This window comes from Sphingosinicella sp. BN140058 (genome assembly GCF_004135585.1).
Classification (GTDB): Bacteria; Pseudomonadota; Alphaproteobacteria; order Sphingomonadales; family Sphingomonadaceae; genus Allosphingosinicella.
On the sequence record NZ_CP035501.1, the window covers coordinates 1,750,995 to 1,777,290 of the forward strand.

The 26,296-nt window shown below is 66.4% G+C and carries 22 protein-coding genes; 13 read left to right on the forward strand and 9 right to left on the reverse strand.

Features of this window, described 5'->3' with window-relative positions:
• Positions 1–65: 65 nt before the first annotated feature.
• A complete protein-coding gene (locus tag ETR14_RS07945; RefSeq protein WP_129384116.1) occupies positions 66–1,229 on the reverse strand; it encodes a LysR family transcriptional regulator in 1,164 nt (387 codons plus the stop codon).
• Between the two features lie 265 nt (positions 1,230–1,494).
• Between ETR14_RS07945 and ligK the strand changes: the two genes are divergently transcribed.
• The 5 genes from ligK to pobA are packed head-to-tail and all read left to right on the forward strand — an operon-like array spanning position 1,495 to position 6,274.
• On the forward strand, positions 1,495–2,169 hold the full coding sequence (gene ligK / locus ETR14_RS07950) for a 4-carboxy-4-hydroxy-2-oxoadipate aldolase/oxaloacetate decarboxylase (protein ID WP_129384117.1): 675 nt from the start codon (positions 1,495–1,497) through the stop codon (positions 2,167–2,169).
• On the forward strand, positions 2,162–3,232 hold the full coding sequence (locus ETR14_RS07955; protein ID WP_129384118.1) for a 4-oxalomesaconate tautomerase: 1,071 nt from the start codon (positions 2,162–2,164) through the stop codon (positions 3,230–3,232). The genes ligK and ETR14_RS07955 overlap by 8 nt, the downstream gene beginning before the upstream one ends.
• Complete coding sequence (locus ETR14_RS07960) at positions 3,229–4,104, forward strand: amidohydrolase (protein WP_129384119.1); 876 nt, start codon at positions 3,229–3,231, stop codon at positions 4,102–4,104. The genes ETR14_RS07955 and ETR14_RS07960 overlap by 4 nt, the downstream gene beginning before the upstream one ends.
• A gap of 53 nt (positions 4,105–4,157) precedes the next feature.
• A complete protein-coding gene (locus tag ETR14_RS07965) occupies positions 4,158–5,105 on the forward strand; it encodes an aldo/keto reductase (protein ID WP_243455905.1) in 948 nt (315 codons plus the stop codon).
• A complete protein-coding gene (gene pobA / locus ETR14_RS07970; protein ID WP_129384121.1) occupies positions 5,105–6,274 on the forward strand; it encodes a 4-hydroxybenzoate 3-monooxygenase in 1,170 nt (389 codons plus the stop codon). Before ETR14_RS07965 ends, pobA begins: the two co-directional genes overlap by 1 nt.
• A 39-nt stretch (positions 6,275–6,313) precedes the next feature.
• Here pobA and ETR14_RS07975 read toward each other — a convergent pair whose 3' ends face one another.
• The 4 genes from ETR14_RS07975 to ETR14_RS07990 form a co-directional block, all read right to left on the reverse strand.
• Positions 6,314–7,369 (reverse strand): alpha/beta hydrolase, encoded by a 1,056-nt coding sequence (locus ETR14_RS07975; protein WP_165356369.1) that lies wholly within the window; start codon positions 7,367–7,369, stop codon positions 6,314–6,316.
• A gap of 329 nt (positions 7,370–7,698) precedes the next feature.
• Positions 7,699–8,112 (reverse strand): DoxX family protein, encoded by a 414-nt coding sequence (locus ETR14_RS07980; protein ID WP_129384123.1) that lies wholly within the window; start codon positions 8,110–8,112, stop codon positions 7,699–7,701.
• Between the two features lie 89 nt (positions 8,113–8,201).
• A complete protein-coding gene (locus tag ETR14_RS07985) occupies positions 8,202–9,515 on the reverse strand; it encodes an MFS transporter (protein ID WP_129384124.1) in 1,314 nt (437 codons plus the stop codon).
• Positions 9,516–9,559: 44 nt separating this feature from the next.
• A complete protein-coding gene (locus ETR14_RS07990) occupies positions 9,560–10,021 on the reverse strand; it encodes a MarR family winged helix-turn-helix transcriptional regulator (protein WP_129384125.1) in 462 nt (153 codons plus the stop codon).
• 161 nt (positions 10,022–10,182) lie between these two features.
• Here ETR14_RS07990 and ETR14_RS07995 point away from each other — a divergent pair, with 161 nt between their 5' ends.
• From ETR14_RS07995 to ETR14_RS08005, 3 genes are read left to right on the forward strand one after another with little or no spacing between them, the layout of a single operon-like run.
• Positions 10,183–11,556, forward strand: a complete 1,374-nt coding sequence (locus ETR14_RS07995) for an aldehyde dehydrogenase (RefSeq protein WP_243455906.1) — start codon at positions 10,183–10,185, stop codon at positions 11,554–11,556.
• A gap of 42 nt (positions 11,557–11,598) precedes the next feature.
• Positions 11,599–12,444, forward strand: a complete 846-nt coding sequence (locus tag ETR14_RS08000) for a p-hydroxycinnamoyl CoA hydratase/lyase (RefSeq protein WP_129384127.1) — start codon at positions 11,599–11,601, stop codon at positions 12,442–12,444.
• Between the two features lie 41 nt (positions 12,445–12,485).
• A complete protein-coding gene (locus tag ETR14_RS08005) occupies positions 12,486–13,526 on the forward strand; it encodes an aromatic ring-hydroxylating dioxygenase subunit alpha (RefSeq protein ID WP_129384128.1) in 1,041 nt (346 codons plus the stop codon).
• Positions 13,527–13,760: 234 nt separating this feature from the next.
• Here ETR14_RS08005 and ETR14_RS08010 read toward each other — a convergent pair whose 3' ends face one another.
• Entirely contained in the window at positions 13,761–14,660 is a 900-nt protein-coding gene (locus tag ETR14_RS08010; RefSeq protein ID WP_129384129.1) for a LysR substrate-binding domain-containing protein, read from the reverse strand.
• Between the two features lie 99 nt (positions 14,661–14,759).
• Here ETR14_RS08010 and ETR14_RS08015 point away from each other — a divergent pair, with 99 nt between their 5' ends.
• Complete coding sequence (locus ETR14_RS08015; protein WP_129384130.1) at positions 14,760–15,971, forward strand: zinc-dependent alcohol dehydrogenase family protein; 1,212 nt, start codon at positions 14,760–14,762, stop codon at positions 15,969–15,971.
• Here ETR14_RS08015 and ETR14_RS08020 read toward each other — a convergent pair.
• Positions 15,937–17,061, reverse strand: coding sequence for a 5-methyltetrahydropteroyltriglutamate--homocysteine S-methyltransferase (locus ETR14_RS08020; protein WP_129384131.1), 1,125 nt, complete (start codon positions 17,059–17,061; stop codon positions 15,937–15,939). The two genes, ETR14_RS08015 and ETR14_RS08020, sit on opposite strands and share 35 nt — an antisense overlap.
• 95 nt (positions 17,062–17,156) lie before the next feature.
• Here ETR14_RS08020 and ETR14_RS08025 point away from each other — a divergent pair, with 95 nt between their 5' ends.
• On the forward strand, positions 17,157–18,668 hold the full coding sequence (locus ETR14_RS08025) for an AMP-binding protein (RefSeq protein ID WP_206185998.1): 1,512 nt from the start codon (positions 17,157–17,159) through the stop codon (positions 18,666–18,668).
• Between the two features lie 38 nt (positions 18,669–18,706).
• A complete protein-coding gene (locus ETR14_RS08030; protein ID WP_129384132.1) occupies positions 18,707–19,702 on the forward strand; it encodes a LacI family DNA-binding transcriptional regulator in 996 nt (331 codons plus the stop codon).
• A gap of 6 nt (positions 19,703–19,708) precedes the next feature.
• Here ETR14_RS08030 and ETR14_RS08035 read toward each other — a convergent pair whose 3' ends face one another.
• Together ETR14_RS08035 and ETR14_RS08040 are read right to left on the reverse strand one after the other, a co-directional pair.
• Positions 19,709–20,719, reverse strand: coding sequence for a cupin-like domain-containing protein (locus ETR14_RS08035; RefSeq protein ID WP_129384133.1), 1,011 nt, complete (start codon positions 20,717–20,719; stop codon positions 19,709–19,711).
• Positions 20,719–21,402, reverse strand: coding sequence for a SapC family protein (locus tag ETR14_RS08040; RefSeq protein WP_129384134.1), 684 nt, complete (start codon positions 21,400–21,402; stop codon positions 20,719–20,721). Before ETR14_RS08040 ends, ETR14_RS08035 begins: the two co-directional genes overlap by 1 nt.
• A gap of 251 nt (positions 21,403–21,653) precedes the next feature.
• Here ETR14_RS08040 and ETR14_RS08045 point away from each other — a divergent pair, with 251 nt between their 5' ends.
• Entirely contained in the window at positions 21,654–24,668 is a 3,015-nt protein-coding gene (locus tag ETR14_RS08045; RefSeq protein ID WP_243455814.1) for a TonB-dependent receptor, read from the forward strand.
• Positions 24,669–24,738: 70 nt separating this feature from the next.
• Positions 24,739–26,280, forward strand: a complete 1,542-nt coding sequence (locus ETR14_RS08050) for a tryptophan halogenase family protein (RefSeq protein WP_129384136.1) — start codon at positions 24,739–24,741, stop codon at positions 26,278–26,280.
• The last annotated feature ends 16 nt before the right edge of the window (positions 26,281–26,296 follow it).

The window sequence follows — 26,296 nt, forward strand, 5'->3', positions numbered from 1 at the left end:
ATCCGGCTGTGCGGCAGAGCCATGGCCGCCGCCAATCAGAAGCACGTCCGCACTATTAGACGAAGCTAATCGTCGATGATCCGCTTTGCCTCGGCCTCGACCGAGGCAACGAAGCGGCGCTGCAGCGGCGTCGGGCGCCAGCCGGCCCGGGCAGTGATCCCGATGGTGCGATGCGGATCGCCGGGCGGGGTGCCGATCCGGCAGATCCATTCCGCCTCGAGCTCGACCGCGACCTGATCCGGCGACAGCAGGGTGAGGAAGTCGGTCTGGATGAGGAGCTGCCGGACGACGATCACCGAGCCGGATTCGATCGCCACCCGCGGCACCGCGACTCCGCTGAGGTCGAACATGCGCCGCCATTGCGCCCGCAGGGGCGTGCCCTCGGGCGGGACGACCCAGGCGAAGCGGGCGAGATCGGCCATGGCGGGCATCGTGCCGCGGCCGGCGAGCGGATGGCCGCTGCGGCCGAGCACGACCGGACGATCGACGAACAGAGGGGTTTGGACGAGGTCGTCGCCGGGTGAGGGATCGCGCAGCGCGCCGAGCATCAGATCGATCTCGCCGTCACGCAACGGGCCGACCAGCTCGACATGCGAGCCTTCGGCGATCGACAGGTCGACCTGGGGATGAGCGCGGTGGAAGGCGGCGACCGCGTTCGGCAGGAGGCGTGCCCGCGACAGCGGCATCGCGCCGATCGCGATCCGGCCGATCTCGCGGCCTTGCAGGGCGGCGAGTTCGCTCAACGCCGCCTTCAGTTCGGCTTCGGCGAGGCGAAAGCGGCGGGCGACGGCAAGACCTCGGGCGGTCAGCGCGATGCCGCGGCCACGGCGCTCGACCAGGCGGTGGCCGAGGCCGAGCGCGAGATCGGCGACGGCGCGGTGCAGCGACGCTTCGCGAATGCCGGTTGCCGCCGCGGCGGCGACGTAGCTGCCGCCCCGCGCGAGCGCCATGAACGCGCGCATCTGCGGGCCGGTGACCCGCGAACTGCCGATCAGCGCCAGCGCCGCTGCCGCGCGCGGGGCGAGAATGCGGGCGGCGTCGGTCGGCTCCATGCCGCCGGGGCGGCGCTCGAACAAGGGCAGGCCGAGGCCCCGTTCGAGCTTCGACACACCCTGGGTGATCGCCGGCTGGGTGAGGTTCACCCGCCTCGCCGCCGCACTGAGGCTGCCGCTCTCCGCCGCGGCGACCATCGCCGCGAGGTGACGGAGGTTGAAATCGGACGCGTCCATGATGAGCGGTCTTAGCAAAAACTTATCGGATGCGCAGTGTTCGCATTTGCCTGCGGCAGGCAAGCGGTTGCACCCGGGTGGCGAGGGGTCGGACGCGCCCCCCTTCAATCCTCCCTGTCCGCGTAACGGATGGGGAGGGGGACCACCTGAAAGGTGGTGGAGGGGCTATCGGCGCGGGAAGCCCCTCCACCGCACTTCGTGCGGTCCCCCTCCCCATCGCCTGCGGCGACAGGGAGGAAAAGATGGGCATATCGAGGAGTTCGCCATGGCAGGGATCGTCGTCCAGAAGTTCGAGCGTACCCCGCTGGCGGTGGTCGACGGCCTCGCCGCCGCCGGCGTCGCGACCGTGCACGAGGCGCAGGGGCGGACCGGGCTGCTCGCGCCGCACATGCGGCCGATCTATGCGGGGGCGCGGATCGCCGGCAATGCAGTCACCATCTCGGCGCCGCCCGGCGACAATTGGATGGTCCATGTCGCGATCGAACAATTGCGCGAGGGCGACATCCTCGTGCTGGCGCCGACCTCCCCTTGCGTCGACGGTTACTTCGGTGATCTGCTCGCCACCTCGGCGATGGCGCGCGGCTGCCGGGGGCTGGTGATCGACGCCGGCGTGCGCGACGTGCGCGATCTCACCGAGATGGGCTTCCCGGTCTGGTCGAAGGCGGTGTTCGCACAAGGGACGGTGAAGGCGACTTTGGGCTCGGTCAACGTGCCGGTGGTCTGCGCCGGTGCGGCGATCCGGCCGGGCGACGCAATCGTCGCGGACGATGACGGGGTCTGCGTGGTCGAACGCGAACGTGCCGAGGAGGTGCTCGCCAAAGCGCAGATGCGGGAGGCGGCCGAACAGGACAAGCGCCGCCGCCTCGCCGCGGGCGAGCTCGGCCTCGACATTTACGACATGCGCGGCAAGCTCGAGCAACTGGGGCTGAAATATGTCTGAGCGGGCCGGGGTAACGGGCGTCCGCTGCATGTGGATGCGCGGCGGCACCTCGAAGGGCGGCTACTTCCTCGCCGAGGATCTGCCCGCCGACACCGCCGAGCGAGACGCGTTCCTGCTCCAAGTGATGGGCTCGCCCGATCCGCGGCAGATCGACGGCATGGGGGGCGCCGATCCGCTGACCTCCAAGGTCGCGGTGGTGTCCAGGTCCGCGCGGCCGGGGATCGACGTCGACTATCTGTTCCTGCAGGTGTTCGTCGATCAGGCGCGCGTCACCGATGCGCAGAATTGCGGCAACATCCTCGCCGGAGTCGGCCCGTTCGCGATCGAGCGCGGGCTTGTGGCGGCAGCCGGCGACGAGACGGATGTCGCCATCTTCATGGTCAATACCGGGCAGTCGGCGGTGGCGACGGTGCGCACGCCCGGCGGCGAGGTCTCCTATGCGGGTGATGCGCGGATCGACGGAGTGCCGGGCACCGCCGCCCCCGTCCCGCTCGCGTTCCGCGACACCGCCGGCTCGTCGTGCGGCGCCCTCCTCCCCACCAGCCATGCAGCCGACGAGATCGACGGCGTCCGCTGCACGCTGATCGACAATGGCATGCCCTGCGTGGTGATGCGCGCCGAGGATGTCGGCGCGACCGGCTATGAGGATCGCGACACGCTCGACGCCGCCAGCGACCTCAAGGCGCGGATCGAGGCGATCCGATTGAAGGCGGGGCCGTTGATGAATCTCGGCGACGTCGCCGCCAAGTCGGTGCCCAAGATGATGCTGGTCGCCCCGCCGCGGAACGGCGGCGCGGTGACGGTGCGCAGCTTCATTCCGCACCGCGCCCACGCCACGATCGGCGTGCTCGGCGCGGTCAGCGTCGCCACGGCCTGCCTGATCGACGGATCGCCGGCGGCCGAAGTGGCGGACATCCCCGAGGGGCGGCGCAAGACGCTCTCGGTCGAGCATCCGACCGGCGAGATGAGCTGCGTGCTCGAACTCGATGAGGCGGACCAGGTGGCGAGCGCAGCTCTGCTGCGCACCGCCCGCAAATTGATGGATGGAAAGGTTTTCGCATGAGCCGCACCAAGACCTGGGTGGACGCGCCGTCCAAGCCGCTCTGGACGCCGCCGCCGGGCGCGGTCGATGCCCATGTCCATGTGTTCGGGCCGGAGGCCGAATTTCCGTTCAGCCCCAAGGCCAAATATCATCCGGAGGACGCGAGCCCCGAAATGCTGTTCGCGCTGCGCGACCATCTCGGCTTCTCGCGCAACGTCATCGTCCAGGCGAGCTGCCATGGCACCGACAATCGCGCGACCTTGAACGGCATCGCCAAGTCCGGCGGCAAGGCGCGCGGCGTTGCGGTGGTCGATCTCGACATCGGCCTCGACGAACTCAAGGCGCTGCACGCGGGCGGCATCCGCGGTGTGCGGTTCAACTTCCTGAAGCGCCTCGTCGACAATGCGCCCAAGGACAAGTTCCTCGAGATCGCGAAGAAGATCGAACCGCTCGGCTGGCACGTGGTCGTCTATTTCGAGGCCGACATATTGGAAGAGCTGGTGCCGTTCCTGGAGGCGATCCCGACCATCGTCGTCGTCGACCATCTCGGCCGGCCCGATATCGCGCAAGGCCCTGATGGCGCCGACATCACGCGGTTCAAGCAGCTGCTCGACACGCATCCGACGATCTGGACCAAGGTTTCGGGGGCCGAACGGCTGTCGCTGATGGGGCCGCCGTTCGACGATTTCGTCGACGTGATCCGGCCGGTGGTCGAGCGCTACCCGGACCGGGTGCTGTGGGGGACGGACTGGCCGCACCCGAACATGGAGCACCGCATCCCCGACGACGGCACGTTGGTCGACGTCATTCCGCGGATCGCGCCGACGGCCGAACTGCAGCGCAAATTGCTGATCGACAATCCCGAATGCCTCTACTGGAGCGACGCCGCGTGAGCGCAAAGCGCAGCATCGGCCCGTTGCAGGTCGGCGCGATCGGCCTCGGCTGCATGTCGCTGAGCCACGCCTACGGCACGCCCCCGCCGCGCGATCATGCGGCGCGGCTGCTGGGCCGCGCGCTCGATCTCGGCAATGATCTGCTCGACACCGCCGCATTGTACGGCTTCGGCGCCAATGAGGAACTGATCGGCGAGGCGCTCGGCCACCGCCGCCGCGAATTCACCCTCGCCTCCAAATGCGGGATGCAGGGCGTCGACGGCAAAAGGGTGATCGACGGCCGTCCCGAGACGCTGCGGCGTACGCTCGAAGACTCGCTGCGGCGGCTGCGCACCGACGTGATCGACCTCTATTACCTCCATCGCTGGGACAAGAAGGTGCCGATCGAGGAGTCGGTCGGCGCGCTCGCCGACATGGTCCGCGAGGGCAAGGTGCGGGCGATCGGGCTCAGCGAAGTCTCGGCGGCGACCCTGCGCCGGGCGCATGCGGTCCATCCGATCGCCGCCGTGCAGAACGAATATTCGCCCTGGTCGCGCAACGTCGAACTGGGCGTGCTCGATGCGAGTCAAGAACTTGGCACCGCGCTCGTTGCCTTCTCGCCGTTGGCGCGCGGCTTTCTCGCCGGGGCGATCCGCTCCGCTGACCAGCTCGCAGAGGGCGACATCCGCCGCGGCATGCCGCGCTTCCAGGGCGACAATCTCGCCGCGAACCTGACGCTGCTCGGGAAGTTCGAGGCGCTTGCCGCCGAGGCGGGCTGCACGCCGGCCCAGCTGTCGCTCGCCTGGGTGCTGGCGCGCGGGGATCATGTCGTGGCGATTCCGGGTACGACGTCGCTCGATCATCTGGAGCAGAACAAGCGGGCGGTGACGGTGGATGCCGGCCTGCTCGCCCGGATCGATGCGTTGTTCACGCCCGAGGCCGTGGCGGGGCCGCGCTACCCGGCGGCGACAGAGGCCGAGATCGATACCGAGACCTGGCCAAGTGCCGGGGAGGATCGCTGATGCGCACCCAGGTCGCCATCGTCGGCGCGGGGCCGTCCGGGCTGCTGCTCGGCCACCTTCTTCGTCAGGCCGGCATCGAGTGCGTGATCGTCGAGCGGCAGAGCCCGGACTATGTGCTCTCGCGGATCCGCGCCGGGGTGCTGGAGACGGTCACCACCGGGCTGATGGCGCGGCTCGGCATCGATGCGCGGCTGAACGCGGAAGGAATGATCGAGGAGGGCTTCAATCTCGCCGACGGCGAACGCCTGATCCGCATCGACGTCAAGGCGCTGACCGGCAAGCATGTGACGGTCTACGGCCAAACGGAACTCACCCGCGATCTGATGGACGCAGCGCCGGAGCGCGGGCTGGAGATCGTCTACGGCGCCGGCGACGTCGCCCTGCACGATCTGGACGGGGACACACCGTCGCTCACCTTCACCAGGGATGGCGCCGCCTGCCGGATCGACGCCGAATTCATTGCCGGATGCGATGGGTTTCACGGCCCCTCCCGCAAGGCAATCCCGCCCCCCCACGCCCGGGAGTATGAGCGCGTCTATCCGTTCGGCTGGCTCGGCATCCTCGCCGACGTGCCGCCCTGCCATCCCGAACTCATTTATGCGAACGGGCCGCGTGGCTTCGCGCTCGCCTCGATGCGCTCGCCGACCCGCAGCCGTTATTATATCCAGGTGCCGCTCAGCGAGCGGATCGAGGACTGGCCGGAGGAGCGTCTGTGGGACGAGCTGGCGCGTCGCTTCGACCCGATCTCCGAGCGTGGGGTGACACGCGGGCCGGCGCTTGAAATCTCGATCGCGCCTTTGAGGAGCTACGTGTTCGAGACGATGCGCCACGGCCGGCTGTTTCTCGCCGGCGATGCCGCCCACATCGTGCCGCCGACCGGCGCCAAAGGACTGAACCTGGCGGCCTCGGACGTCGCCTATCTGTCCGACGCGCTGATCGCGCATTATCGCGACGGCAGCGAGGCTGCGCTCGCCGGCTACGAGCGGACCGCATTGGCGCGAATTTGGAAGGCGGAAAGGTTCAGCTGGCAATTGACCAAGCTGATGCACCATTTCCCCGAGGACGGCGCGTTCGAGCACCGCATGCAGATCGCCGAGCTCGATTATGTCGCCCAGAGCAAGGCGATGCAGACCGCGATCGCGGAAAACTATGTCGGCCTGCCGCTCTGAGCGGCAGCCTCGCACCCGTCGACCAATGCTCCGCTTACCCTATTCCCGCGCCAGCGGACGGACGATGTCGACCAGCGAAACCAGCATCTTCCCGGGTTCTTCCTCGAACGTCATGTGGGCGGAATCCTCGAACCAGACCAGTTGCTTGGAGGGCGCGGTGACTCGGCCGAACCATTTGGCGACCAAGGCGGAGGAGGTGCCGAGATCATGCCGCCCCTGCAAGATCACCACCGGTAGACGAAAAGCCGTCGACCGGCTCAAATCAAGGGTGCCGATTTCGCCCCAGAGCGCCTGATCGCTGAAGGCCTGCGCCGCGTCGCGCGTCTTGAGGTCAGCTTCGCTGTAATCGGGGCTGAACCGCGAAATGGCGACGTTGTGACCCTCGCCGGCGGGCCAGTAATAGCCGCCGAAAGCGGCAAGCCATTTCCGCTCGATCCCGAGATTCTGCACGTTCCGCTCGGGATGCGCGGGATCGGGAAACGGCGCCATTCGGATCAGGTCGGCAACGGCCTGCGCGTTGTTCGCGGCGCGGGCCGCCTGCAAGGTCGCCGCATATCCTTCGGCCTCGCTGCGCTGGAAGTCGACGAACTGCCCGGTGCCGACATAGGCGTGGAACCAGTCGGGGTGCCGCTGCGCCAGCTTCAAGCCGATGATGGTTCCAAAGGAGTGCGCCATCAGCACGATGCGGCGCTTGCCGTATTTTCGCCTGAGATAAGCTGCTACGCCTTCGGCATCGTCGACCATCCGCGCAACCGACATCGTCGGGCGGACTTTCGCCGGATCGTTAGCCGCGTAGGTCTTGCCGGCGCCGCGCTGGTCCCAGTGGGCGACGGTGAAATACTCCTCCCAGTCGCGCATGTAATGATAGCTGACGGGGGACGCGGTGAAGCCCGGGCCGCCGTGGACGAACAGCAGGATGGGATTGTCGCGGTGACGGCCGCGCACCGAAATCCACTGATCGATGCCGCCGATCGGGACCAGGCCAGTGTCATCGACGGCGTCCGCAGTCCGCAGCTTGCGCGCCTTCGCGAAAATCTCGTTGGGCGTCTGAGCCGAAGCGAGGGTGGGCAGCATCGTGAAGGCTGCGGCAGCCATCGCGCCTCGGCAGGCCAAACGCGTGACGGATGGATGCTGGCGGCCTGATCTGTTTTCCTGGACTATGGTGAACATGAAATCTCCTGAGCGATGGGCTCCCGCGTTTCTGTTCCGCAAGATCCATGCCAGGTGCAGACACGGGCGAAGCCACAGGTGATCGGCTCCTAAAAAAGGCCAAGACTTGGCACGAGATGCGATTCCTCGGCGCAGTAGATCGGGCCATCAACTGCCGCACGCGCATATGGCGGGAGCGAGCGATATCATGGCGGCGATGGGCGGCCGCGGCGGCACGGCTCCATCCCGCCTTCCAGGCACGCCTGGAAAGAGTTTCAAGGGCGCCGATGGCGTGCCGCGTCGAGGCTCCAAGCGCCGGGGCCGGCCATGCAGAGGAACAGGAAGATGAAGCAGAACAAAATGGCGGGCTCGCCGCCGTTGAGGATCGGGAAGACGCTGCGCGGCGCGTGCGCCATGAAATAGGCGACCGCCATCATGCCGGAGAGCAGAAAGGCGACCGGCCTGGTGAACAGCCCAACGAGCAGGAGCAGGCCGCCGACGAGCTCGAGCGTTCCGGCAAGACCCATGAACGAGAAAAGCTGGACGGTGCCGCGCTCCGACGGGGCGGGGAAGCCGAAGAATTTCTGCACGCCGTGCGCCAGGAACAGCAGAGCCGCCATGATGCGCAGCGCCGCCTGCGCATAAGGCGTCCAGCGCGCCGCCGTAGCACCATCAAACCGATCGATCATTCTGACCCCCGCAAATGCGTGCGCGGCCGGACCGTCCGCCGCGACGGAGCATGCTAAACCATTTCCGCTTACGAAACGATCGTCTCCGCTCAGGCGGCGGCGGCTCCGGCCGCGCTGCGCGGGAGGAGCAGGATGGCGACAGCGGCGACGGCGGCGCCCGCAGCCATAACGATGGCGACGCCCTGCAGGCCGAAACCAGCTTCGAACAGCAGGCCGGCGACGATCGGCGAGATCGCAGCGCCGCCGCGGCCGACGCCGATCGCGAAGCCGGTGCCGGTCGCCCGGACATGGGTCGGGAAGGCCTGGGCGAAGACCGCGTAGAGCCCGACCACGCCGGCATTGGTGAAGAAGCCGGAAATGCCGACGACCAGCGACAGGTGGGCGAGGTCGCTCTGGCCGCGGCCGAACCAGCTCACCATCACCACCGAACCGGTGAGGGCGACCAAGATCAGCGGGCGCAGCGGCAGGCTGCGGGCGAGCAGGCCGAGCAGGGCTCCGCCGATCGCGCCGCCGACATTGGCCCAGACCAGCACGCCGGCCGCGGCCGACGGCGCGAAGCCCATGTCGACGACGATCTTCGGCACCCATTTCAGGATGAAGTAGAAGGTCGCGATGTGGGTGAAATAGGCCAGAGTGACGAGCAGGGTGGTGGCGAGCAGCGCCGGCCGGAAGACGTCGCCGAGCGAACGCCCCTCGCCCGCCGCGGCAGCGGGCGGCAGCACCGCCACCGCGGCGTGACCCATGCGCGCCAGCGCGCGGTTGACCTTGGCGAGCGCGCCCGGCCCCTGCTTCTGGCACAGGAAGGGAATGGTCTCCGGCAGCAGCCACCAGACGATCGGCAGGAAAGCGAGGGTAACGCCGCCGCCGAAATAGAAAACGAAGCGCCAGTCGTGGCCCTTCAGCAATTGGGCCGCGACCATACCGCCGAGCACCGCGCCTATGGGATAGCCGATCGCCATCAACGCGACGCAGAAGTTGCGGCTGCGGGCATTGGCATATTCGGCGACGGTCGCGTTGGTCGCCGCGAGCATGCCGCCGATGCCGAGGCCGGTGAACACGCGCCATGCCGAGAGAGCGAAGATGCTGGTGGTGGTCGTCACCATGAACATGCCGGCCGCCATCACGCACAGGCAGGCGAGGATCATCGGGCGCCGGCCGATGCGATCGGTGACCCCGCCGAGGATGATCGAGCCGACCGCCATGCCGATCAGCTCCATCGACAGCACCACGCCCAGAGCGGCGCGATCGATGCCCCATTCGGAGGCGATGCCGGGCGAGGCGAAGCTGATCGCGAGCACGTCGAAGCCGTCGAGCGCGTTCAGCGCAACCGTGATCAGCACGGCGACGATCTGCGCCGGGCTCATCGGCGCGTCGGCCAGTGTCGTCCGCGGATCACGGTCCATCTTCACTCTCCTTCTCGCACGCCGCGCGGATGCGGCCGTGCCGGTCAGTCGGCCGCAATCTTGTCGAGCAGTCCGAGCAATTGCCTGCGTTCGCCCGGCGTCAGCCGGGCAAGCGTGCGTTCTTCGTGGGCGAGCACGAGCGCGAGGGTGCGGTCGAGCTCCGCCTCGCCCTTGGGGGTCAGGAACAGCGCAAGCGCCCGGCGATCGTGCGGCGCCGGCCGCCGGTCGATCAGCTCCAACGCGGTGAGTTCGTTGATCAAGGGCACCAGATTGGCCCGCTGGATGCCGAGCTCCGTGCCGAGCCCCATCTGGATCACGCCCGGCTTGGCCCGGATCACCGCCAGCATCGCGACCAACACCCGCCGGAGGCCCGTCGGCTCCAGGGTCACGGCAAGGTCCGCCATCATGCGGTTGTGGGCGCGGCGCAGCGCATAGCCGACGAGATCCTGGAGCGACGGCGTCGGCGCCTCCGGCTCGGACGCCGCCATGTTGGTCTTTGCGTTCACCGCGCTTTCTCCCTTGATTGTTATGTTCCACAACATTATGCCGATGACAACAGCAAAACGACGTGGAGGCGGCAATGTCTGAAGCAGCAAATGTGCTTTTGTCCATCGGTGGAGAGACTGCACAGGCGGCGCAAGGCCGCACCTTCACCCGGTTGAACCCGATGACCGGCGAGCCGGCGACTCGGGCGGCCGCGGCGGGCATCGAGGATGCGCAGCGCGCCGCCGAAGCGGCGGCTGCCGCCTTTCCGGCCTGGTCGGCGCTCGGCCCCAATCCCCGGCGTGCGCTGCTCAACAAGGCGGCCGCGGCACTCGAGGCCCGCGCCGACCAGTTCGTCGATGCGATGATGCACGAGACCGGATCGACCGAGATGTGGGCGCGGTTCAATCTGATGCTCGCCGCCGGCATGGTACGCGAGGCGGCGGCGCTCACCACCCAGATCGGCGGCGAGGTGATCCCGTCCGACAAGCCCGGCTGCATCGCGATGGCTCTGCGCGAGCCGGTCGGCGTCATCCTCGGCATCGCGCCGTGGAATGCGCCGATCATCCTCGCGGTGCGGGCGATCGCAGTGCCGCTCGCCTGCGGCAACACGGTGGTGCTGAAGGCGTCCGAGCAATGCCCGCGCACCCATGGCCTGATCATCGAGGCGTTCGTCGAGGCCGGCCTGCCCGCAGGCGCGGTCAACCTCGTCACCAACGCCCCGGAAGATGCCGGCGAAATCGTCGGCGCCCTGATCGACCACCCGGCGGTGCGGCGGATCAACTTCACCGGATCGACCGCCGTCGGACGGATCATCGCCAAGCGCGCCGCCGAGCATCTGAAGCCGGTGCTGCTCGAACTCGGCGGCAAGGCGCCCCTGATCGTGCTCGAAGACGCCGATCTCGACGAAGCGGTCAACGCCGCCGCGTTCGGCGCGTTCATGAATCAGGGCCAGATCTGCATGTCGACCGAGCGGATCATCGTCGTCGAGGCGATCGCCGATGCCTTTGCCGAGAAATTCGGCGCCAAGGCGCAAGGCCTGCTGTGCGGCGATCCGCGCGAGGGCAAGACGCCTTTGGGCGCGGTGGTCGACCAGCGCACCGTTCATCACGTCAACGCCCTCATCGACGACGCGCTCGGCAAGGGCGCGCGGGCGCTCGCCGGCGGCAAGGCCGAGGGCGTGCTGATGGGCGCGACGGTGATCGACGGTGTCACCAGCGAGATGAACCTCTACCGCGACGAGAGCTTCGGCCCGATCGTCGGCATCCTGCGCGCCAGGGACGAGGAGGATGCGATCCGCCTCGCCAACGACAGCGAATACGGGCTCTCCGCCGCCGTCTTCACCAAGGATACCGCACGCGGCCTCACCATCGCCCGCCGGATCAAATCGGGCATCTGCCACGTCAACGGCCCGACCGTCCACGACGAGCCGCAAATGCCGTTCGGCGGCGTCGGCGCCTCCGGTTACGGCCGCTTCGGCGGCAAGGCCGGGATCGACAGTTTCACCGAGCTGCGCTGGATCACGATCGAGACCCAGGCCGGTCACTACCCCTTCTGAACGGGCGGCACACGCCCCTCTCCTTCCAATCGGAGCAAGTTTATGCAGGAACGCAGCCAACAGGACACGGTCGCCTATGAGGTGGTCGACCGCATCGCCTGGGTGAAATTCAACCGTCCCGAAAAACGCAACGCGATGAGCCCCAAGCTCAACCGCCGGATGATGGAGGTGCTCGACGAACTCGAGTTCCGCGACGATGTCGGCGTGCTGGTGCTGAGCGGCGAAGGCGAATCCTGGACCGCCGGCATGGATCTCAAGGAATATTTTCGTGAGACGGAGGCGGAAGGGCTTGGCGGCATCCGCCGCTCGCAGCGGGAGAGCTATGGCTGGTGGCGGCGGCTGCGCTGGTTCCAGAAGCCGACCATCGCAATGGTCAACGGCTGGTGCTTCGGCGGCGGCTACGGCCCGCTTTACGCCTGCGACCTCGCCTTCGCCGCCGAGGAAGCGAAGTTCGGACTGTCCGAGATCAACTGGGGCATCCTGCCCGGCGGCGGCGCGACCAAGGTCGTCGTCGATCTGATCTCGATGCGCGACGCGATGTACCATGCGATGACAGGCGAGATGATCGACGGCCGCAAGGCCGCGGAGTGGCGGCTGGTCAACGAGGCCGTGCCCGCAGCCGAGCTCAAGGCGCGGGTGAGCGCGGTGGCGGCGATGCTGCTCGAGAAGAATCCGGTGGCGCTCAAGGCAACCAAGGATGCGGTCCGCAGGGTCAAGGACATGACCTACGACAATGCCGAGGATTTCCTGGTGCGTGCGCAGGAGGCGGCGAACTCGTTCGATCCCCGGGGCCGCAAGGAAGGCATCCGCCAGTTCATCGACGAGAAGAGCTACAAGCCCGGGCTCGGCGCCTACGACAAGGAGCGCGTTGGCAGCGACTCCGAATGACCGCGGACGAAGACTGAGGGAACGCAAGGGGAGAGGCGGCAATGACGACGTGGATCGACAATCGCTGGTATGTCGCCGCCTGGGACGCGGAAGTTGACCGGGCGCCCCTGGCGCGGACGATCTGCGGCGAGCCGGTGATGCTCTATCGCCGCCTCGACCGCACCATCGTCGCGATGCAGGATGCCTGCCCGCACCGGCTACTGCCGCTGTCGATGGGGATCAAGGAAGGAGATTCGATCCGCTGCCGCTATCATGGCCTGCTGATCGGCAGCGACGGCCGTGCCGAGGAGATGCCGCTCCGCAACGATCCGGTGAACACGTCGATCTGCGTCAAGACCTATCCAGTGGTCGAGCGCCACCGCTTCGTCTGGATCTGGATCGGGGCCGCCGAGAAAGCCGACCCGGCACTGATCCCCGATTTCTGGCCGTGCAGCCACGAGGGCTGGACGTTCGACGGCGGCTATAATGCGATCGCCTGCGATTACCGGCTGCTGATCGACAATCTGATGGACCTCACCCACGAAACCTACGTCCACGAAGGCTCGATCGGCCAGCGCGAACTGATGGAAGCGCCGATCACCACCCACGCCGAAGGCAACGAGATCGTCGTCACGCGCTGGATGGCGGGCATCGAAGCACCGCCTTTCTGGCGCGGCGCGCTCAAGCAGGACGGCCTCGTCGACCGCTGGCAGATCTGCCGTTTTCTGCCGCCGTCCAACGTGATCATCGACGTCGGCGTCGCGCCGGTGGGCGCCGGCGCCACCGTCGAAGATCACGACCAGGGCGTGCGCGGCTTCGTGATCGACGCGATCACGCCGGAGAGCGAGGGCAGGACCCATTATTTCTGGGGCATGGCACGCAATTTCGACATCCACGACACCGGCTTCACCGCCCGCTTCAAGCAGCAGCAGGGCGGCGTCTTCGCCGAGGATGTCGAAGTGCTGGAAGCGCAGCAGAGCTCGATCGAGCGCAATCCCGGGCTGAAGCTTCGGGCCTATGCGATCGATCAGGGCGGCGTGAAGGCGCGGCTGGTGATCGAGCGGCTGAGGAAAGCGGAAGCTGCCGAGGCGGTGGCGGGATAGTCGCAACAGTCAGCGCCCGACGCCCAAGAAACGCGTATGAGCCTGCGGCAGCTTGGATCCTCCCCGAAAGGGGAGGGGGACCGCCGGAGGCGGTGGAGGGGGTTGCGAGGCCCGCTCAGCGGGAGGACGAAGAGTTAGCGGGGTCTCGGAACCCCCTCCACCACCGCCTGCGGCGGCGGTCCCCCTCCCCGCGAGCGGGGAGGATCTAAGGCGTGCCGAGGGGTCAAGACAGCCTCACTCCATCAGTCTCGGCAGCCCCGCGGCAAGGGCATCGACCGCGAGCCGGACCTTGTTGGGGAGATGCCGGGTCTGCAGCCACAAGGTGTGGACGTCGTAAAGGAATGGCGGCTGCTCGGGCAGCAGCTGCACGAGCGCGCCCGACCGGAGGCGGTCGCGGACCAGCCAGCTCGGCAGCCAGGCGAGGCCAGTGCCTGCCGCGGCAGCATCGGCGATGGCGCCGAGATCGTCGAAACGCAGGCGATTGGGAAGCGTGATCTCGCGCGGCGGCGCTCCCGGCTGCGGGAACAGCCAGGGCGGAATGCGGCCGGAACGGCGATAGATGACGGCTTCATGGCCGGCGAGATCGTCGATCCTCGTCGGCACGTTCCGGCCTTCGAGATAGGCCGGGGCGGCGACGACGATCATCCGCTGACGCGCCACGCAGCGCGCGATCAGGCCGGCGCTGTCGGCGAGCGTGCCGGTGCGCACGGCGAAATCGAAGCGGTCCTCGGCGAGATCGGAAAGGCGGTCGCTGAACGAAAGATCGAGCTCGAGGCCGGGATGGGCGCGGGCGAGATCGAGCAGGATCGGTGCGACGCAGCGCCGACCGAACAGCACCGGCATCGCCACCCGCAATTTGCCCGACGGCACCAGGCGCTGATCGGCGGCGAGCGCGTCCGCGGCATCGGCCTCCACGAGCACCGTACGACAGCGTTCGTAATAGGTGCGGCCGAAATCGGTCAGGCTCTGCCGGCGGGTGGTCCGGTTGAGCAGAGTGACGCCCAGCCGCGCCTCCAGTGCGCGAACGTGCTTGCCGACCATCGGCGCGGAGAGATCGAGCGCCGAGGCCGCGGCCGCGAACGAGCCGAGATCCACCGCCCTGACGAAGACAGCCATGCTGGTGAGGCGATCCATTCGAAACTCCTGGTTTCCTCAGAGCATCTTGCCGCCTGGTTTATCGCGGGCCTCAAGGCTGGAATAGCGGATTCCGTCACAGCAGGATGGAGTAAGCCGATGACCCGCGTCGTTCGTGTTCATGCCCTTGGCGGCCCGGAAGAGCTGCGCATCGACGATGTCGAACTTCCGCCGCCGGGGCCGAACGAAGTCCGCGTCGCGGTCAAGACGATCGGCCTCAACCGCGCCGAGGCGATGCTGCGCGCGGGCACCTATATCGAGTCTCCGGCGCTGCCCTCCGGCCTGGGGCTCGAAGCGGCTGGGATCGTCGAGCGCGTCGGTGCCGACGTCACCCATTTCGTGCCGGGCGACGCCGTCAGCGTCGTGCCGCCGCCCTCGATGGTGCGCTGGCCCGCTTACGGCGAGCAAGCGACGTTCCCGGCGCGCTTGCTGGTCAAGCATCCGTCCACGCTCGGCTGGGAAGAGGCGGCGGCGCTCTGGATGCAATATGTGACCGCTTATGGCGCGCTGATCGACCTGGCGAACATCACGGCCGGCGAGTGCGTCGTGATCACTGCAGCCTCGAGCAGCGTTGGCCTCGCCGCCATCCAGATCGCCAATCGGATCGGTGCGGTTCCGATCGCCGTCACCCGCTCCTCTGCCAAGGAAGGCAGGCTGGTCGCCGCCGGCGCGGCCCACGTCATCGCCTCGGACGAAGAGGATCTGCTGGCGCGGCTCACCGCCATCGCGGGCAGTGAGGCCATTCGGGTGGTGTTCGACCCGATCGGCGGGCCGGCCTTCGGACCGCTCACCGCGGCGATGGCGCGAGGCGGAATCCTGATCGAATATGGCGCGCTCAGCCCGGAGCCGACGCCCTTTCCGATCGGTGCCGTGCTTGCCAAGAGCCTGACCTTACGCGGCTACCTGATCCACGAAATCGTCGCCGATGATGACAGACTGGCGGCGGCGAAGGCGTTCGTGCTGAGCGGCCTGGAGACCGGCGCGCTCCGGCCGGTGATCGACCGGGTGTTCGCCTTCGACGACATCGTCGCGGCGCACCGCTACCTCGAGACGAATGCGCAGTTCGGGAAGATCGTGGTGCGGGTTCAAGGAGGGGGGGTCGGCACTCGTCTCCCCTCCCTACTCAAGGGAGGGGCCGGGGGTGGGTTGCAGCCGAGCGGGTTCGATAGCCGCGAGGATGCCATTCTGCGCCTTTGGCGGCATCGAGCCGCCAAAGGCGCCACCCACCCCTGCCCTTCCCTGAAAGGAGGGGCGTTACTTGGGAAGAACGGCGCTCTTACAGCTCGCCCCAGACTTCCTTCGCGATGCTGACGATCAGCTCAAGCTTGGCGCGCTGCTGGTCCATGCTGAGATCGTTGCCTTCGAAGGTGGAGGAGAAGCCGCATTGCGGGCTGAGGCAGAGCTGGTCGAGCGGCGCGAACTTGGCGGCGGCTTCGATCCGGCGGAGGATGTCGTCGCGCTTTTCGAGTTCGCCGCGCTTGGTGGTGACGAGGCCGAGGACCACCCGCTTGTGGCCCTTGGGCAGGAGACGGAGCGGCTCGAAGCCGCCGGAGCGCTCGTCGTCGAATTCGAGGAAATAGCCGTCCACGTCGAGCTGGTTGAACAAGGCGTCGGCGACATAATCGTAGCTGCCCGACGCCACCCAGGACGAGCGGAAATTGCCGCGGCACAGGTGGGTGGTGATGGTCAGACCGTCGGGCCGGCCGGCGAGCGCCTTGTTGATGATCTGGATGTAGATTTCGTGCTGGCGCTCGGGATCGCCGCCCTCGGCCGCGATCATCTTGCGCTGCTCGGGATCGTTCAGATAGGCGAGACTGGTGTCGTCGAGCTGGAGATAGGTGCAGCCGAGCCCGGCGAGATTGGCGATTTCCTGCGCGTAGACGGCGGAAAGATCGTCGTAGAAATCCTCGAGACGCGGATAGACGCTGGTCGAAACCGCGGCGCGGCCGCCGCGATAATGGACCATCGACGGGCTCGGGATGGTGAGCTTGGGAATGCCGCGCGTGACGTTCGCCTGCAGGAACTGGAAGGCGTCGGCGAAGATGGTCGACGGCAGGCTCAGCCGGTCCGAGACGCGCAGCGCCGAGGGCGTGAAATCGATGTCGCCCGCCTGATTGTGGAAGTGGACCTTGATGTTGGAGGCGACCTTCTCGATCCCTCCGATCTGGTAGATGTAATCCATGTGCCAGGAGGCGCGGCGGGCCTCCCCGTCGGTGATGCCCTTGAGCCCGACCTCTTCCTGCATCGCGATGAGTTCGAGGATCGCCTGATCCTCGAGCCCCTTGAGGCGCGCCGCCTCGCCCGGATCCGACTTGGCGCGTTCGCGCGCTTCGAGCAGATAGCGGGGGCGGAGCAGGCTGCCGACATGATCGGCGCGGAAGGGCGGGCGGCTTGTCGTCATGATCCTCTCCTTGATGTCGCAAGCCGTCTAGCGCAGATTGCTATGACTCACAACATATGCCAGAAGCCTCGCATCAGTTCCTTGGAGAGGATGCGATGGTGAGCGCGACGCGCGCAAGGCCGATGCCGGTGCCGGACTTCGTCCGCCTTCACGCCCGGGCGCGTCCCGAGGCAATCGCGCTGGCAAGCGCCGCCGGAGACGTGGCCTTCAGCTACTGCGCGCTCGATCAGGCGATCGCCTCGGCCGTCACCTTCCTGCGCGAGGCGGGCGTGCGGCGTGGCGACCGAGTCGCGGCGCTTGCCCGCAATTGCCCCGAAACGGTGATCCTGCAGCTTGCCTGCGCCCGCGCCGGAGCGATCCTGGCACCGCTCAACTGGCGGCTGGCGCCGGCCGAGTTGTGCGCGCTGATCGAGGATTGCGATCCGGCGCTGATCGTCGGTGACGATCTGCTCGAATGTCTCGCCACCGTCACCGTCCCGAAGCGCGATATGGCCGAGGTCGCCGCCGGGATCGCGGCGGCCGCCGCGGCGCCGTTCGAGGCCGGCGACGCCGATCTGCCGTCATTGATGCTGTACACGTCGGGAACCTCGGGCAAGCCCAAGGGGGTGCTGCTGACGGAGCGCAACCTGTTCGCGACCGCAGCCAATTTCGCGGTGCTCGGGGAAGTCGGCGCCGAAAGCGCCTTTCTGGTCGATTCGCCGATGTTCCACGTCATCGGCATGGTCACCAATATCCGACCCGCGTTGATGATGGGCGGTCGGATCGTGGTGTCGAGCGGCTTCGATCCCGCAACCACCCTCGCCCGGCTCGGCGACCCCGCACTGGCGATCAGCCACTATTTCTGCGTCCCGCAAATGGCGGAGATGCTGCGCGCCGCACCCGGTTTCGATCCGGATCGGTTGCGGGGCCTCAAGGCGGTGTTCACCGGCGGCGCCCCACACCCGGCCGCGCGGATCCGCGAATGGCTTGCCGACGCTATCCCGATCGTCGACGGCTACGGCATGACCGAGGCGGGAACCGTGCTCGGCATGCCGCTCGACCCCGCCATCATCGATCGAAAGGCGGGTTCGGCCGGGCTGCTGGGTGCCACGATCGAGCGTCGGATCGCGGCCGCCGACGGCAGCGACTGCGCAGACGGGGAGGTCGGCGAGCTGCTGCTCCGCGGGCCCAACATCTGCGCCGGCTATTGGCGCAACCCGGCCGAAACGGCGAAGGCGTTTACGTCCGACGGCTTCTTTCGCACGGGCGATCTCGTCCGCGAGGATGAAGACGGCTTTCTCACCCTGGTCGACCGCAAGAAGGAGATGTTCATCTCCGGCGGCGAGAACGTCTACCCCGCGGAAATCGAGGCGGTCCTCGCCGCGCATCCGGCAATCGCCCAGGCGGCGGTGCTCGGCGTACCCGATGCCCGCTGGGGCGAAGTCGGCCACGCCTTCGTGCTGCTCAAGCCCGGCGCCGATCCTGATTCGGAAGCGATCCTCGCCGCGTGCGGCGAAAGGCTGGCGCGCTACAAACTGCCCAAGAAAATTCATTTCGTGCCGGATCTGCCGCGGACCGGATCGGGCAAGGTGATCAAGTCGGCGCTGCGGCAGATGCTCTCCGACTGAGCTTGCGTTCCGAGCGCAGCGGTCGCTATCTCCCTGGGATGAGCGGCGCCCCTCCTGTTCCGAAGCTGGAAGATGTTGCGAGCCGCGCGGGCGTTTCGACGGCCACCGTATCTCGCTTCATCAACAATCCGGACGTGGTTGCCGCCAAGACCGGTGAACGGATCCGCGCGGCAATCGACGAGACCGGCTATATTCCCAATCTCGTCGCCGGCGGACTCGCCTCGAGCAAGAGCAGGCTGGTCGCGGTGCTGATCCCCAATCTCACCAACTCGATCTTCAACGATACGATCGAGGCCATGGTCGAAGAGTTGAGCGCAGGCGGAATCACCGTGATGTTCGGCCTGACCGGCACCCAGGAGGATCAGGCCGAGCAGATGATCCGGGCGGCGATGAGCCGGCGCGCGGACGCGATCATCTCGACCGGACCGATCAACGAGCGCATCAAGGCGCTGGTGCGGCGCAGCCGGATGACGTTCCTGCAGATCTGGGAATTGCCCGACGACCCGGTCGACATCGCGGTCGGCTTCTCGCACCGCGACGCCGGCCGCGACATCGCCCGGTTTCTGATGGCGCGCGGTTACCAGCGGCCTCACCTGGTAACCGCCAACGGCAGCCGGGCGCGGATGCGCAGCGAGGGGTTCAAGGAGGAATGGCTGGCGCAGGGCGGTGCCACGCCGAGCGAAGGCGAGGTCGACATTCCATCGCGCTTCGGCCACGCCCGCCGTGTGTTCGCCGAGATCAAGCGGCTGGACGTGCAGCCGGACGTCGTCGTCTGCGGATCCGATTTTCTCGCCCAGGGGTTGATCGTCGAAGCCCAGACCAGCGGCCTCAGAGTTCCCGACGATCTTGCCGTGCTCGGCTTCGGCAACAGCTCGATTGCGGGCGAGATGCGGCCGACGATCACCACCGTCGACATCGATGGACGGCGGATTGCGCGCGAGGCGATCGCCGCGATCCAGCGGCGGACCCGCGGGGGCGATGGCGAAAGGCGAATCGACGTCGGCTTCCGGCTGATCGCACGGGAGAGCGCGTGAGGCCGATCAGTTGCTCCTCAGCATGCGCATGAGCGTCGTCCGAATGCGCCCGTAATTACCCTCCGCGAGATTGCCGAGCACGCCGTGTTGTTCCGGGGGAAGAAAGGCCAGGGGATGGCCATCCGGCCGGAACACATAATGATCGAACCATGCCCGCCACGCCGCGCGCTCGGCGGGTGGGCGCTCGGCGATCGCAATCATCGCAAGCAGCATGGCGGCGTACGGCTGGTCCGGTCCCGACGCGAATCCGTCCCACCAGAAATTGACGAGCAGGTTGATCCGCTCGGTCGCTTCGACCTGATGCCACCAGAGCTTCGGGACGTACAAGGCGTCGCCCGGGCCAAGCTCCGCGACGAGTGCCCGGCCGCGCGCGCGTTCGAAGCGGGGATAGACGGGATCGTCGCGGTCACTGCCGACTGCCAACGCAACCGGTTGACCCGCCATCGTGCGGTCGATCGGGCCGACATAGAGATCGCCGATGGCGTCGGGCGGAAACAGCGTGAAGCGGCGGCGGCCCGCGGCAACGCAGGCGACGTTGTCGAAGACGTCATAGTGGCAGGCAATGCTTGAGGCATGACCGATCCAGAAGCGGGGCCGGACCGAAACCGGCACGAACGGCAGCCGGGTAAGCTGTTCGATACCGGGCAGATATGTCTCCGCCGAGAGGGAGCCGGTGTAGAGGCTCGCACTGTCAGGCCCGGGCTGCGTCTCCATGATGCGGGTCAGCGCCTCCCCCAGGGGCATTTCGATCCGTTCGAAGTTGAACCCTGCGAGGCTCTCATCATAGTGATAGCGGGCCGCGATCTCCGGCCTGCCGACGAACACTTCCGCAGACCGTCCGGCGTCGTACCGGCGCAGCCGGTCGATCAGCTGCCGGACGTCCGATCCGGCCAGCAGCGGCCAGTCTCGCGCCGCCTCCCGCAGGATCCGCGGTTCGCACCGTTCCATCACCCCCGCCCGGAAGCTCTCCGGATCGCGCAGCGACTCCGGATCCGCTTCCAGGACAATGCCGCTCATCAGGCTGCTCCCGGCAGCCGCTCGTTGCGGATACGGGCAAGCGTGCGGACGTGGCGAATCGAATTTGTCTGAGAATAAGCCAGCTGCAGATCGCCGGCGCGGAACAGCTCGAGGACCAGGGCATCCGGCAACCCGTGGAGGCCATCGAGGCTGATCGTGTAGAGTCCTTCCAGACGAATCGGCTTGCCGTCGTCGAAATTCAGCGTGACATCGATCGGTTCCAGAAGTTGCGCCGTCACTAGACGCTCGATCATCTCTTCCGTTTCTGCGATACCGGTTCGCAATAGCTTGAGGGCATGTTGCACGCGCTTGAGTGCCGGCGCCGCCTCTCCCCCATGCTCGAAGAGCACTTCTCCCTCGCCACTCGCAAAGGCAGCACTTTCAAGGTCGATGACAACGTTGTCATCCTCCAGAAAGAAGCCTTGGCGCTCCAGATCGGCAGGGCGATAGTCCGGCAACTTTCCGCCAGTCGCGAGCAGGTTGGTTCCGGGCTCAAGGCCCATGATGACACCGGCGTAGAAAGCGCCGCTTTCCGGGTTCTTCGTGAACACAATGGGATAGTGGATCGAGGCTTCAGGGAATTCCGCTGCTACCACTTGCGCAAAATGCCGCTTCGAGTCGCAGCCGCGATCTATTCGCAGGGCTGCATGCCGCTCATGGTTGAGATACTGCCAGTCCGGCACCTCTTGATCCCTCCCCTTCTCACTCGGCCCTCATTGAGCATGCGAAGACGCCGATGCCAAGGCACGTCATCGCGAATTCCGAAAAAAACTCAGACATGAGCTTGCGCAAGCGCTTTCGGTGTGAAATGGTAGCGCTAACGTGGCAGGCCTGGACGTCGCACTTGAACTATAGGCGCCTTGGAATGACCACGCATCGACCGACCAGCACTCGCTGAAGAAGTGCCGGCGGATTTCTAGGAGGGAAACCTGCGATGGGCGCAAATAGCTGCGCCACTGGCTTGCGGAGCCGTGGCCAAATCTCATTTAAGATTATGAGTGTGAGCAGCCTGGCGGCTCTTGCCTGGACTTGTCCGGCAGTAGCCCAGACGCAGGCGACCCCGGAAGACTCTTCTGCACGCACTACTTCTTCGGCAGAGCAACAGTCGGCCTCGCTTGCCTTTGCGGATCAAGCGCAAACCTCCCTGCAGTCACAAGATTCCGGAACGCCTTCCGATACGTCTCAAGTCGGCACGGCCGGTGTTGCTGACGACGAGAGGGAGATCGTCATCACAGGCCTGCGCGGATCCTTGCAGCGCAACCTCGATCTGAAGCGGACATCTTCCGGGGTCGTGGACGTCATCTCCGCAGAGGATATCGGCAAGTTCCCCGATTCGAACGTTGCCGCCTCGCTGCAGCGCCTGCCGGGTGTCTCGATCCAGCGATCGGGAAGCCGCGGCGAACCGACCGGAATCACCGTTCGCGGCTTCGGCGGCGATTTCAACACGACCTTGTACGACGGAAGGCGCATCTCCACCGCGACCGGTGGTCGTCAGATCGATTTCAGCACGGTCGGCGTCGACTTCATCGGCCAGTTGAGCGTGTTGAAGACGCCCGATGTCTCCCTTGCATCCAGCTCGATCGGCGCGACGGTCAACATCGCCTTCCCGAACGCCTTCGACCGGCCCGGCTTCCGCGCCGCCGCAACCGCATCCGGATCGATCCAGGATCGCGCCGGCAAGGTCGTGCCGACCGGGGGTCTGCTCGTCAGCAATACGTTCGCCGACGACACGATCGGCATCCTCGCCGACGTCATTTACACCCGCCGCGACACCGATACGAATCGCGTCTACGTTTCGGGTTGGCCGGGCGGCTTCTATGCCCCGTGCCAGCTGACCCCGAGCTGCACCCCAGCCCAGCTCGCGCCCGAGAACAAGAACGTGGTCGGCTGGTTTCCGCAGCAATATGGCGCCGAACAGCAACGGGTTCAGGACGAGCGCGTCGACGCGCGCATCTCGCTGCAATACCATCCATCCGACGCATTGATGGTGACGCTGGACAACAATTTTTCACGCCAGAAAGTCACCCAGAACAATTATGCGTTCGGCGTCTGGTTCAACCAGAGCGACCTGCGCAACGTGCAGCTCGATGAGAACGGAACGGCGATCGACTTCACCCAGGCCGGATCACCGACGGACTTCACGGCGGCGCTGAACAAGCAGATCCTGAAGACCAACCAAACCGGTCTCAACGTCAAGTTCGACGCAAGCGCGAACCTGTCGTTCGAAGGCGATGTGGCTTATGCGAAGAGCTGGCTCAATCCGGGCGACGTAATCGGCAGCCAGAATGGCGACATCGGCTATGGTGGCTTGCTGGGCAACAATCTGCGCTTCACCATCGACGGCGACAGCAAGGACGCTTTCCCGACGATCAGCAACTTCGGCCCGGCCGGCAATGGCGCGCGCTGGGCCGACACTTCGGTGATCGGTTCGCACGTGACCGTCAATCAGACGCAGCACAATACGGACGAGCTGCTGCAATTCCGCGGCAATGCAACCTGGAAGCAGGACAATCTCACGATCAAGGCGGGCGGCCAATATTATGAGGACCGCTTCCGCTTCCGCAACCAGAGCACGTTCACCAACAATTTCTGGCAGGCTTATGCCGGCTACGGCGCGCCTTCAGGACGCGCATCCGGCATCGCACCACTGCCCGCCAACCTGTACCAGGGCTCGATCAGCCTCGACAATTTCATCCCGGACTTCAACGGCAGCCTGCCGCCGTCGGTGTTCATCTTCTCGCCGGTAGCATACCAGAACTATCTGAGCGGCCTCGGCAACCCGCAAGCGACACCGATTCCGGGCTACAATCCGGACGTCAAGGGCTTCACCGGCACGTTCGACGAACAGGTCGATCCGGGCAGCGTCATGGACGTCAAGGAGAAGACCTGGGCGTTGTTCCTAAACGTGCAGTTCGAAGCCGACATCGCCGGCATGCCGTTCCACTTCAACGCCGGCGTTCGCAACGAGAACACCCATCTGCGTGCCGTCGGCCAGGGCCGCCTGCCGCTCAACCTGACGCAAAGCGCGGCCGATCCGACCCTGCTCAGCGTCGGAGCCTACACGGAAATCCAGCCGCTCGATAGCAAGAGCAATTATTCCTATTTCCTGCCGAGCATCGATGCCAAGCTCGAGCTCCGCGAGGATCTGATCCTGCGCTTCGATGCCTCGCGAACGCTGACGCGGCCCGGCCTCAACCTTCTCAATCCCGTTCTGAACGTCGGCAGCGGACAGCGGGTCAACGCCCTTTCGGCCAGCGGCGGCAATCCAAACCTGCGCCCCTATCTCGCCGACAATTTCGACATCGCGGCGGAATGGTATTATCGCCGCAATTCGTACTTCTCGGTCGACTTTTTCCTGAAGAATGTCAGCAACTTCATCATTGCCGGCGTCACGCGCCAGTCGATCAACGGGGTGATCGATCCGACCACCGGGCGCGAGGCCACCTTCTCCGTCTCGCAGCAGGTCAACGGACCGGATGCGACGGTTCGGGGTGTCGAGCTCGCCTGGCAGCACGTGTTCGGCGATAGCGGCTTCGGCTTCCAGGCCAACGCCACCTTCGTCGACACCAACCGGCCCTATGACGACGAAGACATTTCGCAGAGCGGCTTTGCGGTGACCGGCCTCGCCAATTCAGCCAATTTCGTCGGCTTCTACGACAAGGACGGCTTCCAGATTCGGGCGGCGCTCAACTGGCGGGACAAATATCTGCTCCAGTTCGGCCAGAACCAGAACACCGGCTCGTTCGGGGCGGAACCGACCTTCGTCAACGAGAGCTTCCAGATCGATCTCACGACCAGCTACGACATCACGAAGAACTTCAGCGTGTTCGGCGAGGCGCTGAATCTCAACAACAATCAGCAGAGCACCCATGGCCGCTATTCCAACCAGCTGCTCGACGTGTTCGATTACGGGCGCCGCTTCACGGTCGGCGCGCGCTATCGCTTCTAACCGATCCCCACTGGGTGGAGCGCGAGCCCGATCGCGCTCCACCGCTTTTTCGTAAGGGTCGACAGGATCGATGACCCCGGTTCAGAACATCGTCATCGTCGGTGGCGGCACAGCCGGGTGGCTGACCGCCGGGCTGATTGCGGCCAAGCATAAGGGCCGCCAGGCACACGGCTTCACCGTCACGCTCGTCGAATCCCCCAACGTGCCGACGATCGGCGTTGGTGAGGGTACCTGGCCGACCTTGCGCACCAGCCTGCGCCGGATCGGCATTTCCGAGACCGAATTGTTCCGCAGGTGCGATGCCGCCTTCAAGCAGGGTGCCCGCTTCGCGCGTTGGACGACGGGCGACGAGGATGACGGCTATTATCATCCGCTGATGCTTCCGCAGAGCTTCGGCCAGGTTAACCTGGCCCAGCATTGGCTCGCCGACGCGGAGGGCGAAAGCTTCTGCGATGCGGTGACGCCGCAGGGGCGGCTCTGCGATGCAGGGCTGGCCCCGAAGACGATCGCGACGCCCGAATATGAGGCGGTCGCCAATTACGCCTACCATCTCGACGCCGGCAAGTTCGCGACCTTCCTGCAGCACCATTGCTGCGAAATACTCGGCGTACGCCACGTGCGCGCCGATGTCGGCGAAGTCCTGTTGTCCGACAATGGCGACCTAAAGGGGCTCGTTACCGAACAGGCCGGGACCATAAACGGCGATCTCTTCGTCGACTGCACCGGCTTTTCCGCCCTGCTGATCGGCAAGGCGCTGGGCGTACCGTTCCGCAGCTGCTCCGACATATTGTTCTGCGACACCGCCCTCGCCGTTCAGGTCCCCTACGAGCACCCCCACGATCCGATCGCCTCCCACACCATCTCCACCGCCCAGTCGGCGGGCTGGATCTGGGACATCGGGCTACCCACCCGCCGCGGCGTCGGGCATGTCTTCTCCAGCAGCCACACCAGCGCCGAAGAGGCGGAGCAAGCGCTTCGCGCCTATCTGGGGCCGCGCGGCGCCGATCTGCCGGTGCGTCGGCTGTCGATCCGCAGCGGCCACCGGGAGCAATTCTGGAAAGGCAATTGCGTCGCAGTCGGCCTGGCTGCCGGCTTCCTGGAGCCGCTCGAAGCCTCGGCGATCGTGCTCATCGAATTGTCGGCCAAGATGATCGCCGATCAGCTTCCACCCTGCCGAGAGGTGATGGACGTGGTGGCGCGGCGGTTCAACGAGACGACTACGTACCGCTGGGGTCGGATCATCGACTTCCTCAAGCTCCATTATGCGCTCACCAAGCGCACCGACAGCGACTTCTGGCGCGACAACGTCCGGCCCGAGACGATCCCCGATCGCTTGCACGATCTGATGACGCTCTGGCGCTACCAGGTACCCTGGAACATCGACGAGTTCGACCGTGCCGAGGAGGTCTTCCCCTCCGCAAGCTACCAATATGTTCTCTACGGTATGGGCCACCGCACCGACCTGGTACCCGGCAGCGTCGATGCCGATGCGGAGGCGGCACGGCGGGCTAAACGGGAGAATCGTGCGCAGACGCAGCGCATGGTCGCCGGCCTTCCCGGGCACCGCGCGCTGATCGCCAAGATCGTCGAACGCGGCCTGCAGCCCGTCTGAGCCTGATCCGGAGTCC